This window comes from Bacillus sp. SG20033 (assembly GCF_044570195.1).
Taxonomy (GTDB): Bacteria; Bacillota; Bacilli; order Bacillales; family Bacillaceae; genus Bacillus; species Bacillus subtilis.
In genome coordinates this window covers 3528172-3544163 of the sequence record NZ_CP172606.1, presented here as the reverse complement: position 1 = coordinate 3544163, position 15992 = coordinate 3528172, and the positions used below count along the sequence as shown (strand labels likewise).

Below are 15992 nucleotides of genomic sequence, written 5' to 3'. Positions count from 1 at the left end.
CGAAAAGAATGATTCGTCTGTTTATTGCTGAGGACCAGCGAATGCTTTTAGGCGCTTTGGGATCTTTGCTTGATTTAGAAGAGGATATGACAGTCATCGGACAAGCATTAAACGGGGAAGAGGCGCTACATGCTATTTTGAAGCTGGAGCCGGATGTATGCATCATGGACATTGAAATGCCGGTTCGAAGCGGGCTGGATGTGGCAGAGGAATTAATGAAAAAAGGCTGCGTCAGCAAGGTCATTATTTTAACCACCTTTGCTCGCCCCGGATATTTTGAACGCGCCGTAAAGGCCGGTGCACATGGCTATCTGCTGAAAGACGGCGAAATTGACGATCTGGCCGATGCCATTCGAAAATGTGTAAAGGGAAAACGTGTCTTCAGCCCTGAGCTGACGTTTAATATGATGCGAGACGAAAATCCGCTAACCGTTAGAGAGCAAGAAATTCTGAGGCTTGCGGCTTTAGGCAAGACAACAAAAGACATTACGCTGGAGCTCTATTTATCTCAAGGCACAGTTCGAAACTATATCTCAGAAATCATCCAAAAGCTTAATGCGAAAAATCGGACAGAAGCCGCCAGCATCGCTGAGGAAAAGGGCTGGATTTAATGGAAACCTGGTTATTTATAGCCAGGGTTTTTTTTTGTTTAGCTGGTCATTTATGGTTGTAATATTCAGTATAACTGTATATGATGGGATTATACAGTTATACTGAATATTGGAGGCTGTTATATGAATGAAAATAAGCATTTGCCGCTGACTGAGACTGTTTATTATGTTCTTTTATCTTTGTTACATCCTGCTCACGGCTACATCATTATGAAAAATATTGAAGATCTTAGCGGCGGAAGAGTTAAAATGGCGCCTGGAACTCTTTATGGCGCAATCGAAAACTTATTGAAGCATCAATTGATAGAGCCTTATCCAAGTGAAGATCGCCGCAGAAAAACATATATCATCACTGAACTCGGAAGAAATGTGTTGTGGAAGGATATGGAGAGAATGGAGCGGCTGGTTGACATAACGAGGCAGGAAGTAAATAAAAAGGGGGAGACCATATGAATAAATACAGATATTTTATGGACATAGACAGTGAGGAACAATGGCTGAATAAGATGGCAGATAAGGGGTGCGAATTAAAAGGGAAAGTTTTTTTATCCTATTGTTTTTCAGATGAAACATCATCTGACAATTCTACCGTCAAAATAGACTATCGCACCTTTAAACATCCGGGAGATTTTGCTGATTATCGAACTCTCTTTGAAGACAGCGGATGGAAGCATCTTTTCAGTTCGCAAGGCCTGCATTATTTTAGAAAAGAGAAAGCCAGTGCATCAGACGATATTTTTTCGGATACAGAATCCAGAGCGGGAAGATATAAACGCCTATTGCAATCGTACTTTGCACTTTCTTTTATATTCTTATCCTTCATCCTGATCCTCTTTACTACCAATGGTTTGACTACTGATTTATTTATCCGTCCCCAGAGTTTGTATTATACGCCGGGCCTGTGGGATAAGACGGGAGCAGCTTTTATCAGAGCCTTTTTGTTTGAAACACCTTTTGCACTGATGAGAGGGGGAGCGGGCTGGATTGTTCTCCTTAGCGCTCTTAGCTTCTTTTATTCATTTGTAAAAACATTTAAAAGATACAGAAAGTGCCTGTATGGTCATTAAAAAGTGTGTAGTGCTATGAACGTCTGTCCAGTGGAACAGGCGTTTTTTATTGCCGAGATGTTTAGAAAACCCTTCCCTTCCATTGTCAGAATAGTGTACGATATTCATATAGTTATTTTAACTCAGGTCATCAGATGACCTGATCATATATTGGGGATGAGAGAGGGGTTCATCATGAAAGTCTCACTTTTTGTCACTTGTCTTGTTGATATGTTTCAAACAAATGTCGGAAAAGCAACGGTTGAGCTGCTGGAGCGGCTTGGGTGCGAGGTTGATTTTCCGGAAGGGCAGATTTGCTGCGGGCAGCCGGCTTACAACAGCGGCTATGTACATGACGCCAAAAAAGCAATGAAACGGATGATCGAAACGTTTCAGGATTCCGAATATGTTGTCAGTCCTTCCGGTTCCTGCACAACGATGTTCCGGGAGTATCCGCACCTGTTTCAGGATGATCCGAAATGGGCCGATAAAGCGCAAAAGCTGGCGGATAAAACGTATGAACTGACAGATTTTATTGTGAACGTCCTTGGAGTAGAGGATGTCGGCGCGACCCTTCATACAAAAGCGACCTTACATACGTCGTGCCATATGACAAGGCTGCTGGGTGTTCGGGAGGAGCCGATGAAGCTGTTGAGCCATGTGAAGGGCCTGCAGTTTACAGAGCTTCCGGGCAAACATAACTGCTGCGGATTCGGAGGAACGTTCTCCGTCAAGATGGCGCAGATTTCTGAGCAGATGGTCGATGAAAAAGTCGAATGTGTGGAGGAAACGGGAGCAGAGGTGCTGATCGGTGCTGACTGCGGCTGTTTGATGAATATCGGGGGACGGCTTGACCGAAAAGATAAGAATGTCAAAGTGATGCACATCGCCGAAGTGCTCAACAGCAGATAAAACTGGATTCAGAGGGGGAAAGGATCATGGCGATGAAAATCGGTACTGACGCTTTTAAAGAGCGGGTATCACAGGGGATTGATAATGAATTTATGAGAGGCGCTGTTTCGGGTGCGCAGGAGCGTCTGCGGACGCGGCGCCTAGAGGCAGCAGAAGAACTGGGAAACTGGGAGGAGTGGCGCTCATTATCAGAGGAAATCAGGCAGCATGTCCTTGAAAACCTTGATTTCTATCTCGGACAGCTTGCCGAAAATGTGGCGAAAAGAGGCGGACATGTCTATTTCGCGGAAACAGCGGAAGAGGCGTCTTCCTATATTCGTGATGTCATTCAAAAGAAGAACGGGAAGAAAATTGTGAAATCTAAATCAATGGTCACAGAGGAAATCAATCTGAATGAGGTGCTGGAGAAGGAAGGCTGTGAAGTCGTAGAAACCGATCTCGGCGAGTATATTTTGCAGATTGATGATCACGATCCGCCGTCACATATCGTAGCGCCCGCCCTTCATAAAAATAAAGAGCAGATACGCGATGTGTTTAAAGAAAGGCTGGACTATCAACATACAGAAAAACCGGAAGAGCTGGTGATGCATGCGCGCGCCATTCTCCGGAAAAAGTTTCTGGAAGCGGATATCGGCATTACCGGCTGTAACTTCGCCATCGCTGACACGGGTTCCGTCAGCCTTGTGACCAATGAAGGAAATGGACGGCTTGTGAGCACCTTGCCGAAAACACAAATTACCGTCATGGGAATGGAGCGGATTGTCCCGTCATTTTCTGAATTTGAAGTGCTTGTCAGCATGCTGACAAGAAGTGCTGTCGGACAGCGGCTGACAAGTTATATTACAGCTTTGACGGGTCCGAAGCTGGAAGGTGAGGTGGACGGTCCGGAAGAATTCCATCTTGTCATCGTTGATAATGGACGATCCAATATCCTTGGAACGGAATTCCAGTCTGTGCTGCAATGTATCCGCTGTGCCGCCTGTATCAATGTCTGTCCTGTGTACCGCCATGTCGGCGGACATTCATACGGCTCAATCTACTCGGGGCCGATCGGAGCGGTTTTATCGCCGTTGCTCGGCGGTTATGACGATTATAAGGAGCTGCCGTACGCGTCTTCACTGTGCGCTGCTTGTTCAGAAGCCTGCCCGGTCAAAATCCCGCTTCATGAGCTGCTACTCAAGCATCGTCAGAATATCGTCGAAAAAGAAGGCAGAGCGCCGATCAGTGAAAAGCTTGCAATGAAAGCATTCGGACTTGGCGCATCCTCCTTATCGCTTTACAAAATGGGCTCAAAATGGGCGCCGGCCGCCATGACGCCTTTTACAGAGGACGAAAAAATTTCGAAAGGGCCCGGCCCGCTTAAAAATTGGACCCAGATCCGCGACTTCCCGGCACCGCATAAATCGAGATTCAGAGACTGGTTTGCGGACAGAGAAACAAGTGAACGCACGAAGGAGGAGCAGTGATGACGAAGGGAACCATTCAGAATCAAGAGAGCTTTTTAAATCGAATCGCATCCAGCCTGGGCCGTGAAAGAAGAACAGGAGGCGTGGCAGTCCCTGAATGGGCGCATCAGCCGCAATATAAAACACTTGAAGGATATTCAGCGGATGACTTAGTCACAGTGCTCAAAAACCATTGTGTCAAAATCCATACAGAGCTGATTGAAACGGATTCAACCGGCCTTTATGATGCCCTGCGCGAGCAAGTCAGCCGCTTTTCCGGAGGCCCTGTCATCATTCCGAAGGACCCCCGCTTTGAAGAATACGGACTGAAAAGCCTGCTCACCAAGGACTGGCCGAGAGAAGGAACGCCGGTCTGGGAGTGGGATGCTGACAAAGGCGAGGACAATATCAAAAAAGCGGAGCAAGCCAATGTAGGGATTACATTCAGCGAAATGACATTGGCTGAGTCGGGGACGGTTGTCCTCTTCTCCTCAAAAGACATCGGCCGATCTGTCAGCCTTCTGCCGACGACTTATATTGCGATCGTGCCGAAATCAAGCATTGTACCGAGAATGACACAAGCCAGTGATATCATCCGCCAAAACATTGCGGACGGTGTCACTGTTCCTTCATGTATCAACTACATTACCGGACCGAGCAACTCAGCAGACATTGAAATGGATTTAGTTGTGGGAGTGCACGGACCTGTAAAGGCAGCATATATTCTCGTCTCTGACCGCTGAACTCAGGAAGCCCGGCAGGCATATGCCGGGCTTTTTGCTTGAAAAAACTTCAACTTCCAATTTTTTGGCCGATGAGAAGAGTATGACTTGATACAGGAGGAAATGCGATGAAAAAATGGCTGATCATAGCGGTTTCACTGGCGATTGCGATTGTTCTGTTTATGTATACAAAAGGAGAAGCGAAGGCAGCCGGAATGACACTAGGCTACACGACTGGGGATACGGCTTCATACAATTCTCTTACAAAATATCATACATACATGAATGCCATCGCAACCGATACATTTGCGTTTGAAAAAAACGGACATGTGATTGGCGATGCCCCAACTAAGCAGCTGACATATGCGAAAAAGAAAAAAATCAAGACATGGGCTGTCATTTCAAACTATAATGATGCCATTTATGATTTTGACGGAGATTTAGCGAGTCGAGTCATGAGTAATAAAACAGCGAAAAAACGATTCACAGATCAGTTAATAACACTGGCCAAAAAGCACTCATATTACGGAATTAATATCGATTTTGAAGCAGTAAATCCAGAAGACCGCGCTGCGTACTCGAACTTCATTCAATATGTCTCACAGGCTTTGAACAAGAAACATATTAAAACAATGGTATCCGTTCCGGCCAAAAGCGCCGATGATAAAAATGATGACTGGAGCTGGCCGTATGATTATGCGAAAATCGGCAAATATGCCGACTTCGTACAAGTCATGACCTACGACGAACATGGCATTTGGGGTGAGCCAGGGTCAGTGGCAAGCACAAACTGGATCAAAAGCTCTCTGCAGTTTTCAGTCAAAAAGATCAAAGCCAATAAAGTCATCATGGGAATCCCTGCGTACGGCTATGACTGGGATGTAAAAGACGGAAGCGGAAGCGCTATAAGGGAATGGAATGAGCTCAAATCCCTCATCAAAAAACAAAAAGCAAAGCCGGCATTCAACAAAAAATCAGGCTCGATGACGTTTTCTTATGTTGACAAAAAGAAGCATAAACATGTCGTGTGGTATGAAAACGAAAAAACCGTTCAAACGAAAAGCCATCTGGCAAAGCAATATAAAATAGCAGGTGTTTCAGTTTACGCATTAGGAAACGAGTCAGAATCCTTTTGGAAAGCCATTCGAAAAGGGACAAAATAACAGTTTCTTTTTTCTCTGAAGTTATTGACAGTTAAAAGAGAAGCACGTATATTATGTTAATATATTCAGATCATAAAATTTGAGTTTTTCAGAAAACTAAAACACATAGATTGGGAGCAGTAAAAGAAAGTGGTCAGAACAGAGAGCTGCGGGGTGGTGCGACGCAGCCTGATTCTTCTTTGAACTCGCCCGGGAGTGGTAAGACGGAACGGAATAGATTGAATATTCCCTATGTTTTAACGGCTAACCTTCGTTACAGGTCAAAAGCAGGATTCTTCATGAAGAATCAACAAGAGTGGTACCGCGGTCAGCCGAAGGCTCGTCGTCTCTTTATCTATTAGATTAGGTAGGAGACGGCGGGCTTTTTTGTTTTTGAAATCGAGAAGGAGAGGTAGAAGAGGATGAAAAACGACAATCAAACGTTAAAACGCACGATGACGTCCCGCCATATTATGATGATGGCGCTGGGCGGAGCAATCGGCGCAGGTTTATTTAAGGGGAGCAGCTCAGCGATCGATGTGGCAGGGCCATCTGTCATTATCGCATATCTGCTCGGCGGGATTATTTTGCTGTTTATTATGCAGGGGCTGGCGGAAATGGCTGTTCGAAATCGTAACGCCAGAACCTTCCGTGATCTTGTCCAGCAGGTATTGGGAAATTACGCCGCTTACTTTTTGGACTGGATCTACTGGAAAATGTGGGTGCTTAACATTGCGGCTGAAGCTGTTGTAGCTGCGATTTTCATTCAATATTGGCTGCCGGGCTGCCCGATCTGGGTGTTGGCATTAGGAATTTCTCTTATCGTCACGATTGTAAACTTGCTTTCTGTTAAAATCTTCGCCGAAACCGAATATTGGCTGGCAATGATCAAGATTACCGTTATTATTATCTTTATTATTCTGGGATTGCTGCTCTTATTTGTATCATTCGGTGATCATACAGCATCCGGATTTTCGAATCTAACAGACCACGGCGGATTTTTCCCGCACGGCGGCACAGGGCTGATCACGGCGATGCTTGTCGTCATCTACTCTTACGGTGGTACAGAAATTATCGGTGTAACGCTTGCAGAGACAAAAAATCCGGAAAAGGTTGTCCCGAAAGCTGTCCGCAGCACACTGACACGGATTGTCGCGTTTTACCTGCTGCCGTTTTTCATCATCGTCAGCTTGATTCCATGGAACCAAGTCAATTCCGTTCCGGAAAGTCCTTTCGTGATGGTCTTTAAAATGGTAGGCATTCCGGGCGCGGATCATATCATGAATGCAGTCATCCTGCTGGCGATCATTTCTTCTATGAATTCAGGTTTATACGGATCATCACGCATTTTATATACACAGGCAAGTGACGGAAGGCTTCCAAAGGTCTTCTCGAAGCTTTCATCGAAAAACGTACCGATGTTTGCGATTCTGATGTGCACTTCTTCTCTCTATATTGGCGTATTGATTTCTCTGTTCGCAGGAAGCCAAACATTTAATTATTTAATGGGATCATTGGGATATACCGTTTTATTCATTTGGCTGATCATCGGATTCGCTCATTTAAAATCGAGAAAACAGCAAACGGAAACACCGGCCTATTATGTAAAATGGTTCCCGTACACGACATGGTTTGCGATTGTGGCATTACTCGCCATTCTGATCGGGGTCATCATGACAACATCCATTGTCATTACCGGCATTACTGCGGCGATCTACCTTTTGATTACAGTTGCATATTTGGTCAAAGGACGCAAGCATCAGTAAATAAGAAACCCTCTTGCCGCATCCGGCAAGAGGGTTTTTATTATTGTGCAGCTTTCTCGTTTATACCAATCGCCGCAGCTTTCTGCGCTTTTGATTTTGTATTCACGAGACAGATGCTCGTGACAATCAGCAGCAGCCCTGCCAAGAGGCTAAGGGTGAGCGGTTCATGCAGGAAAATGGAGCTGGCCACGATTGATATGAGCGGAATCAAAAAAGTATAAGATGCGACCTTGCTTGCTTCTCCTGAACCGACAAGCGTAAAAAAGACAAGCCAGCCGAGCGCGATAACGAATACGGAGATGAACAGCAGGCTCGTGATAAACGGAGCTGTCCATTGGATCGCCGAAAAGCTTTCTGTCCAAAAGCCGGATATAAGCAGAAACACGCTTCCGATCGTCAGCTGCAGAGCGACCATCCAGATGGAATCGACGCGGCTGCCTGTTTTTTTCATATATACCGTCCCGAGCGCCCAGCTGACTGCGGAGCCGAGAGCCAGCAGAACCCCAATGACAGAAATATGCCCGCCAAAGCCCGCAGCACTAATGACGGCTACTCCCGCAAAACCGAGGATGAGTCCGATCACTTTCATTACAAACATGGATTCGCCGAGCCACAGCCAAGAAAATACACCCATCAGAACAGGCTGGAAGAAGACGATTGCAGAAAACAGGCCGGCCGGAAGATAATTCAGCCCGATCGTTTGCAGGCCGTAGAATAACGTAATATTTAAAAGAGCAGAAACAAGATAAATCGGCCACGTTTCTTTTAAGCGTAATTTATGAATACGCGGCAGTGCGACAATGACTAATAAAAGCCCGCCGATCAGCGTTCGGATGCCCGCGAACAATAATGGCGGAGAATAGGCGAGCGCGGCTTTGGACAGCGGCCAATTGACGCCCCACATGATGACGAGAAATGCGAGCAGGAGAGCTGTCCGCGTTTTTGAGAGCTGCTTCATTGTTTATTCACTCCTTGTAGAACTTTTCCATCATATGATACGGTAGAACATAAGATAAATAAAATGAATCTTTTTTATAAGGAGCATAAGTAAATTGTTATGACCATTACACAATTAAAGGTTTTTGTGAAAATAGCTGAAACGGGAAGCTTTACAAAAGCGGGTCAGGCGCTGAACATGACACAGCCGGCTGTCAGCCATGCGATTTCTGCGATCGAAGCTGAGCTTGATGTAAAGCTGATCATTCGTGACCGCCGCAATGGCCTGATGCTGACAGATACGGGAAAACAGATCTTAGTACACATTAGAGAAGTCTTAAAAGGCATTGAAAAAGTTGAGCAGGTAGCAGCAGCGGAAAAAGGGCTTGAACTGGGAACGATTCATATTGGCACATTCTCAACTGCCTCGGCTTATTTTATGCCAAAGCTGATCAGTGAATTTAAACAAAAATATCCGAAACTTGAGCTCGTGCTGCACGAGGGAACTGTAAATGAAGTCAAGGAGTGGCTTCATACGCGGATGATAGATGTTGGGATTCTTCTGTATCCAACAGAGGAGATGGAGTACATTCATTTGAAAAAAGACAAAATGGCTGTCGTGCTCAGGGACGATCACCCGCTTGCCAGTCATTCAGCCATTACATTGAAAGATCTTGACCATGAACCGATGATCGTCTGTGACGGCGGCTATGAATCACCATTTGTCGATATGTTCAGGCAGGCAGGCGCTACGCTGCACCCAGCTTTTACGGTCTATAACATCAACACCTCGATCAGTATGATCAAAGAAGGACTGGGCCTGGCCATTTTATCAGAAATGTCCATGTCGGGGATGCCGCTGCCGGAGCATGTGGTGACCCGGGAATTGGACCCGCAGGTATACCGTGATGTGCAGCTTGCTGTTCCGTCGCTAAAGGAGGCTTCTCTGGCGGCTAAGCTCTTTATTGAGATGGCGCAGGAGCTGTTTGGAGCAGAATAATGTTCCAAACCGTTCGTTTTACATTGTTCGAATTTCATCGAATCAAATTCTTTTATTCCTGAATGCAGTTGTGTTATGGTGTGATAGAAGTTCTTTCAATCATGACCTGACAGCTTTGGGCTGTTTACTGATAACACATTTGCAAAGGAGAACAATATGTCTAACAACCAACGCAAAGATACCTTGCTTTCTGTCTTGAATTTATCTCCGGTTGTTCAGGGAGGAACGATTGCAGAATCATTCCGAAACAGCATGGACTTGGCGCGCCGGGCAGAGGAATGGGGCTATCACCGTTACTGGCTTGCTGAACATCATAATATAGAAGGTGTTGCAAGCTCCGCCACTGCAGTTTTGATTGGCCATATTGCCGGAGGCACGAAGAAAATCCGCGTCGGTTCCGGCGGCATTATGCTCCCGAACCACTCTTCATTAGTCATTGCTGAACAATTCGGCACACTGGAAACACTGTATCCCGGGCGGATTGATCTGGGGCTTGGACGTGCGCCGGGAACAGACCAATTGACAGCCAGAGCGCTCCGCAGAAACATCAACAGCGGGGAGGATTTTCCAGAACAATTAGAGGAACTGCGCAATTATTTTAAACCGTCAGGAAATGTGCGCAATCAAGTTCGCGCCATTCCCGGAGAGGGCATAGATGTGCCGATTTGGCTGCTGGGCTCAAGCGGCTTCAGCGCCCGTCTGGCAGGTGAACTAGGTCTTCCGTTTGCCTTTGCCGCTCATTTCTCACCGGCGAATACGGTTCCTGCTTTGGAGCTGTACCGCAATTCCTTCACGCCGTCAGACGTGCTCGACGAACCGTATGCGATGGTCGGTGTCACCATTATCGCGGCAGATACAAACGAGAAAGCGCAGCACCTTGCGACTTCGCATTATCAAAGGTTTCTTGATCTTGTCCGCGGTACGCCGAACCAGCTTAAACCGCCAGTTGAGGATATGGATCAAATCTGGAGCCCGTATGAAAAAGCGATGGTCAATGAGCAGCTGAGCTCCACGATTGTCGGAGGTCCGGAAGAAGTGAAGGCGAAGCTTGAAGATTTCGTCAAAACGACACAGGCTGACGAAATTATGGTTAACTCAGAAACCTTTGAACACGCAGACAGAATGCGTTCGTTTGAAATCATCGCTGACGTTTGGAAAAACAGATAACAGCTATAAAAAAAGCAATGTAGCGGGGAGACCCATACATTGCTTTTTTTATTCATTCAGTTTTCGTGCGGACTGGCGAATGATCAACTCAGGCTCATATATGACATCCTCTTGCTTCGGCTTTTTATGCTCTAAGCAGTCAATGACATATTTGGCGGCTGCTTTTCCAAGCACTGATTTCGGATGTTTGACAGAGGTTAGTTTCACTTCTGAGATTTGGGCGAAATGTGAATCATCGTACCCGACAATAGACATATCCTCCGGCACTTTAAGATCCATCTCCCTCAGCATATCAATCACCTTCAGCGCAATTTCATCGTTATAACAAAGAATGGCTGTCGGCATGTGCTTGCTGTTTTTCTCCAGTGTGGCTTTTACTTTCTCCAGAAGTTTTGATTCTTTTTCTTCCGTTGTAAATGTCACGATCATATCCGGAGAAGGAAACAACTCACGCTCCCGGTGCGCCTGTATAAATCCGTTCATCCGTTTCACGCCTTGTGTGTCATCAGCTTTAAAAATACCCATCATATGCGTGTGGCCGAGAGAAAGCAAATGCTCCGCCGCCATCATCCCGCCTTTCACATCATCCAAGGTAAAACTTGGCGCGGCAAGCTCGGCATATGACGCGTTAATCATCGCAAAAGGAATGCCGTTTTTCTCCAAGTTCAGATAATAGCCGATGTTTGGGGTTTGAAGGGCGCTTTTTGTCGGTTCTACGATGAGTCCGTCAATATGCTGGGACAGCAGGTTTTCTAAGCCTCTTCTTTCATTGTCCGGGTTGTTGTTTGTGCTTGTCAAAAGCATAGAATACCCCTGCTCGCTTAAATAGGACTCGATTCCTCTGATGATGCTCGGGAAAATATAGTCTGATATGTAGGTTGTCAAAACACCGATCGTTTTATTGGAATGCAGCGCTGACTTAGCAGAGCGTGAAGCGACAAAGGTGCCTCCGCCTTGCACGCTGTACAGCAGACCTTGTGATACGAGGTCTCCGATCGCTTTGCGGATGGTATGCCGGCTGACGCCGAATTGCTGCATTAATTCGTTTTCGGTAGGGATTTTTTGATCGGGCAGTATTTTGCCTTGATTAATCCATGAACTGATTTCTTCTTTTACTTGCGCGTATTTTGGTAACATATCCATTCCTCCAAAATGTATACGGACAAATTTCAGTATATCACAGCGTTCTTTGTAAGAAAACATTGACAGAAAATGCAAACAAGATTATTCTATATTTGTACGTACTAATTAAATGTAATTTTCGTTAAATTTTAATATAAGTACGTACAATTGAAGGTTTAAATGAAAACGCTTTACTCAACATTCGGGAGGGCAGGGAAATGAAGAATACTCCAACTCAATTAGAACCAAATGTTCCTGTAACAAGAAGCCATTCAATGGGATTTGTCATTTTGATCTCATGTGCGGCGGGGCTTGGCGGCTTATTGTATGGCTATGACACGGCAGTGATTTCTGGAGCCATCGGTTTTCTGAAAGATTTATACAGCCTGAGTCCGTTTATGGAGGGACTTGTCATTTCAAGCATTATGATTGGAGGAGTTGTGGGCGTCGGGATATCCGGATTTTTAAGTGACAGATTCGGCCGGAGAAAAATTTTAATGACAGCCGCTTTGTTATTTGCGATATCAGCAATCGTTTCAGCGCTTTCTCAAGACGTGTCCACCTTAATCATTGCAAGGATTATCGGGGGGCTGGGAATCGGGATGGGCTCATCGCTCTCTGTTACGTATATTACAGAAGCGGCACCGCCCGCCATACGCGGAAGTTTATCTTCCTTATATCAGCTCTTTACGATACTGGGTATTTCCGCAACATACTTTATTAATCTAGCTGTGCAGCGGTCCGGAACATACGAATGGGGCGTGCACACCGGCTGGAGATGGATGCTTGCTTATGGAATGGTGCCGTCCGTCATCTTTTTCCTTGTCCTGCTCGTCGTCCCGGAAAGTCCGAGATGGCTGGCGAAAGCGGGCAAAACAAATGAAGCTTTAAAGATCCTGACACGTATTAATGGAGAAACTGTTGCAAAAGAAGAATTAAAGAACATTGAGAACTCTTTAAAAATAGAACAAATGGGGTCGCTCTCCCAGCTGTTTAAGCCGGGTCTCAGAAAGGCGCTTGTCATTGGAATCCTGCTGGCGCTGTTTAACCAAGTCATCGGCATGAACGCGATTACTTACTACGGGCCGGAAATCTTTAAAATGATGGGATTCGGGCAAAACGCCGGATTTGTGACGACTTGTATCGTCGGGGTTGTAGAAGTCATCTTTACCGTTATTGCGGTGTTGCTGATTGATAAAGTCGGACGAAAAAAACTGATGTCCATCGGTTCTGCTTTTATGGCTATTTTTATGATTTTAATCGGGACGTCGTTTTATTTTGAGTTAACAAGCGGGATCATGATGATCGTCCTTATATTAGGTTTTGTCGCTGCTTTCTGTGTCTCGGTCGGACCGATCACATGGATTATGATTTCTGAAATCTTCCCGAACCATCTGCGTGCGCGGGCTGCAGGCATTGCGACCATCTTTTTATGGGGAGCAAACTGGGCGATCGGACAGTTTGTGCCAATGATGATCGATTCTTTCGGGCTCGCCTATACATTTTGGATATTTGCGGTGATTAACATCCTTTGTTTCCTGTTTGTCGTTACGATCTGTCCAGAAACGAAGAACAAATCGCTCGAGGAAATTGAAAAGCTCTGGATAAAATGAAAACGCTTTAATGAAACAGCCCTTTCTGCGGGAAGGGCTGTTTATATTGGGATGCACCATTTGGCGCTTTCTGTATAAGATAAAGATATATAGGATAAAATATTGCTGGATAAAACGACGCGGCATGAAAACTCTGCGAATATTGTCGATGAATTGGCTCTTAACAGTTGAATAAACAATTCCACCCTGTTAAAATAATTAAAGAAAGCAGAAATGATTTTTTTTGGCTATGACGGGACGTTTTTTGTCATAGCGGGACATATAATGTCCAGCAAAAAAGGAAGGAACGTTTGAGTCATGAACCAGTTAATACAAGCTCAAAAAAAATTATTGCCTGATCTTCTGCTCGTTATGCAAAAGAGGTTTGAAATCTTGCAGTATATCAGGCTGACAGAACCTATCGGGCGAAGAAGCCTGTCTGCCAGTCTCGGAATCAGCGAGCGTGTGCTGAGGGGCGAGGTTCAGTTTTTAAAGGAACAGAACCTGGTCGATATTAAGACAAACGGCATGACATTGACAGAAGAGGGCTATGAACTGCTTTCTGTTTTGGAAGATACGATGAAAGATGTTTTAGGTTTGACTCTTTTGGAAAAGACATTAAAAGAACGTTTAAATCTGAAGGATGCCATTATCGTATCCGGAGACAGCGATCAATCCCCATGGGTCAAAAAAGAAATGGGAAGAGCGGCTGTCGCATGTATGAAAAAAAGATTTTCAGGCAAAAATATCGTCGCTGTAACTGGCGGTACGACAATTGAAGCTGTCGCCGAAATGATGACGCCGGATTCTAAAAACCGCGAGCTTTTGTTTGTGCCTGCAAGAGGCGGTTTAGGCGAAGACGTGAAAAACCAGGCGAACACCATATGCGCGCATATGGCGGAGAAGGCTTCAGGCACTTACCGGCTTTTGTTTGTTCCGGGACAGCTGTCACAGGGCGCCTATTCATCTATTATTGAAGAGCCTTCTGTCAAAGAGGTGCTGAACACCATTAAATCAGCGAGTATGCTGGTTCACGGAATCGGCGAAGCTAAAACTATGGCTCAGCGCAGAAACACGCCTTTAGAAGACTTAAAGAAAATAGATGATAACGACGCGGTGACAGAAGCGTTCGGCTACTATTTTAACGCGGACGGCGAAGTGGTCCACAAAGTGCATTCTGTCGGAATGCAGCTGGATGACATAGACGCCATCCCCGATATTATTGCGGTAGCGGGCGGATCATCAAAAGCCGAAGCGATCGAGGCTTACTTTAAAAAGCCACGCAACACGGTTCTCGTCACAGACGAAGGAGCCGCAAAGAAGTTATTAAGGGATGAATAATCCCTCAATATAAATATCTCTCACTTATTTAAAGGAGGAAACAATCATGGCAGTAAAAGTCGGTATTAACGGTTTTGGTCGTATTGGACGTAACGTATTCCGCGCAGCATTAAACAATCCTGAAGTTGAGGTAGTAGCGGTTAACGATTTAACAGATGCTAACATGCTAGCTCACCTTTTACAATATGATTCTGTACACGGAAAATTAGACGCTGAAGTTTCAGTTGACGGTAACAACCTTGTTGTTAACGGCAAAACAATTGAAGTTTCTGCAGAACGCGATCCTGCTAAACTTAGCTGGGGCAAACAAGGCGTTGAAATCGTAGTTGAATCTACTGGTTTCTTCACAAAACGCGCAGACGCTGCGAAACACTTAGAAGCTGGCGCGAAAAAAGTAATCATCTCTGCTCCTGCTAACGAAGAAGATATCACAATCGTTATGGGTGTTAACGAAGATAAATACGATGCGGCTAACCACGATGTTATCTCTAACGCATCTTGCACAACAAACTGCCTTGCGCCGTTTGCAAAAGTACTTAACGATAAATTCGGCATCAAACGCGGTATGATGACAACTGTTCACTCTTACACAAACGATCAGCAAATCCTTGATCTTCCGCACAAAGACTACCGTCGTGCGCGTGCAGCAGCTGAAAACATCATCCCTACATCAACTGGTGCTGCTAAAGCAGTTTCTCTAGTTCTTCCTGAACTAAAAGGCAAACTGAACGGTGGAGCAATGCGTGTTCCAACTCCAAACGTTTCTCTAGTTGACTTGGTTGCTGAACTGAACCAAGAAGTAACAGTTGAAGAAGTAAACGCAGCTCTTAAAGAAGCGGCTGAAGGCGACCTTAAAGGAATCCTTGGCTACAGCGAAGAGCCATTAGTTTCTGGCGACTACAACGGAAACAAAAACTCTTCTACAATCGATGCTCTTTCTACAATGGTTATGGAAGGCAGCATGGTAAAAGTAATCTCTTGGTACGATAACGAAAGCGGCTACTCTAACCGCGTTGTTGACCTTGCAGCTTACATCGCAAAAAAAGGTCTTTAATTTATAGCTGAAAAAGGACCTGACTTGGTTCTTTTGAATAGAAGCGCTATAATGAAAGCGGACAAGGGAAGGGGACGGACTCCCTTTCCCTTTTTCCATGAAGACCGGCTTTCAGAAAACGCTCTGTGATAGAGAA

General features: G+C 45.4%; 15 protein-coding genes and 1 other annotated feature. Of the genes, 13 read left to right on the top strand and 2 right to left on the bottom strand.

The window, feature by feature from the left end:
- The first annotated feature begins 8 nt into the window (after positions 1 to 8).
- The 8 genes from yvfU to ACFVP7_RS18680 all read left to right on the top strand — a co-directional run bounded on the left by yvfU (position 9) and on the right by ACFVP7_RS18680 (position 7644).
- Positions 9 to 611 carry a two-component system response regulator YvfU gene (gene yvfU / locus ACFVP7_RS18715; RefSeq protein ID WP_015251201.1) on the top strand — a complete coding sequence of 201 codons (603 nt, stop codon included), beginning with the start codon at positions 9 to 11 and terminating at the stop codon, positions 609 to 611.
- A 123-nt stretch (positions 612 to 734) separates the two neighbouring features.
- Positions 735 to 1064, top strand: coding sequence for a PadR family transcriptional regulator (locus ACFVP7_RS18710; protein ID WP_041333190.1), 330 nt, complete (start codon positions 735 to 737; stop codon positions 1062 to 1064).
- The gene (locus ACFVP7_RS18705; RefSeq protein WP_042975335.1) at positions 1061 to 1678 is read left to right on the top strand and encodes a DUF2812 domain-containing protein; all 618 of its coding nucleotides are present in this window, start codon (positions 1061 to 1063) and stop codon (positions 1676 to 1678) included. The genes ACFVP7_RS18710 and ACFVP7_RS18705 overlap by 4 nt, the downstream gene beginning before the upstream one ends.
- 174 nt (positions 1679 to 1852) lie before the next feature.
- Entirely contained in the window at positions 1853 to 2569 is a 717-nt protein-coding gene (lutA, locus tag ACFVP7_RS18700; protein ID WP_014480927.1) for a lactate utilization iron-sulfur protein LutA, read from the top strand.
- Between the two features lie 26 nt (positions 2570 to 2595).
- Positions 2596 to 4035, top strand: a complete 1440-nt coding sequence (lutB, locus tag ACFVP7_RS18695) for a lactate utilization iron-sulfur protein LutB (RefSeq protein ID WP_014480926.1) — start codon at positions 2596 to 2598, stop codon at positions 4033 to 4035.
- Positions 4035 to 4757 (top strand): lactate utilization protein LutC, encoded by a 723-nt coding sequence (gene lutC, locus ACFVP7_RS18690; RefSeq protein ID WP_338730958.1) that lies wholly within the window; start codon positions 4035 to 4037, stop codon positions 4755 to 4757. Before lutB ends, lutC begins: the two co-directional genes overlap by 1 nt.
- A gap of 107 nt (positions 4758 to 4864) precedes the next feature.
- The gene (locus ACFVP7_RS18685) at positions 4865 to 5899 is read left to right on the top strand and encodes a glycoside hydrolase family 18 protein (protein WP_338730956.1); all 1035 of its coding nucleotides are present in this window, start codon (positions 4865 to 4867) and stop codon (positions 5897 to 5899) included.
- 97 nt (positions 5900 to 5996) lie between these two features.
- Positions 5997 to 6232: a binding site (T-box leader), on the top strand.
- 68 nt (positions 6233 to 6300) lie between these two features.
- Positions 6301 to 7644, top strand: coding sequence for an amino acid permease (locus ACFVP7_RS18680; RefSeq protein WP_003228313.1), 1344 nt, complete (start codon positions 6301 to 6303; stop codon positions 7642 to 7644).
- A 40-nt stretch (positions 7645 to 7684) separates the two neighbouring features.
- Here ACFVP7_RS18680 and ACFVP7_RS18675 read toward each other — a convergent pair whose 3' ends face one another.
- Positions 7685 to 8602, bottom strand: coding sequence for a DMT family transporter (locus ACFVP7_RS18675; RefSeq protein WP_003228315.1), 918 nt, complete (start codon positions 8600 to 8602; stop codon positions 7685 to 7687).
- 99 nt (positions 8603 to 8701) lie between these two features.
- Here ACFVP7_RS18675 and ACFVP7_RS18670 point away from each other — a divergent pair, with 99 nt between their 5' ends.
- A complete protein-coding gene (locus ACFVP7_RS18670) occupies positions 8702 to 9580 on the top strand; it encodes a LysR family transcriptional regulator (protein WP_338730953.1) in 879 nt (292 codons plus the stop codon).
- Positions 9581 to 9736: 156 nt separating this feature from the next.
- Positions 9737 to 10747, top strand: a complete 1011-nt coding sequence (locus ACFVP7_RS18665; RefSeq protein ID WP_003228318.1) for an LLM class flavin-dependent oxidoreductase — start codon at positions 9737 to 9739, stop codon at positions 10745 to 10747.
- A gap of 48 nt (positions 10748 to 10795) precedes the next feature.
- On the opposite strand, the gene araR is transcribed toward ACFVP7_RS18665, so the two are convergent.
- Complete coding sequence (gene araR / locus ACFVP7_RS18660; RefSeq protein WP_338730950.1) at positions 10796 to 11884, bottom strand: arabinose utilization transcriptional regulator AraR; 1089 nt, start codon at positions 11882 to 11884, stop codon at positions 10796 to 10798.
- 203 nt (positions 11885 to 12087) lie between these two features.
- Here araR and araE point away from each other — a divergent pair, with 203 nt between their 5' ends.
- From araE to gap, 3 genes are all read left to right on the top strand, one after another.
- Entirely contained in the window at positions 12088 to 13482 is a 1395-nt protein-coding gene (gene araE, locus ACFVP7_RS18655; protein ID WP_003243899.1) for an arabinose-proton symporter AraE, read from the top strand.
- 297 nt (positions 13483 to 13779) lie between these two features.
- Positions 13780 to 14802 (top strand): gapA transcriptional regulator CggR, encoded by a 1023-nt coding sequence (gene cggR, locus ACFVP7_RS18650; protein WP_009968188.1) that lies wholly within the window; start codon positions 13780 to 13782, stop codon positions 14800 to 14802.
- 46 nt (positions 14803 to 14848) lie between these two features.
- Positions 14849 to 15856 carry a type I glyceraldehyde-3-phosphate dehydrogenase gene (gene gap / locus ACFVP7_RS18645; RefSeq protein WP_041054814.1) on the top strand — a complete coding sequence of 336 codons (1008 nt, stop codon included), beginning with the start codon at positions 14849 to 14851 and terminating at the stop codon, positions 15854 to 15856.
- Positions 15857 to 15992: the final 136 nt, after the last annotated feature.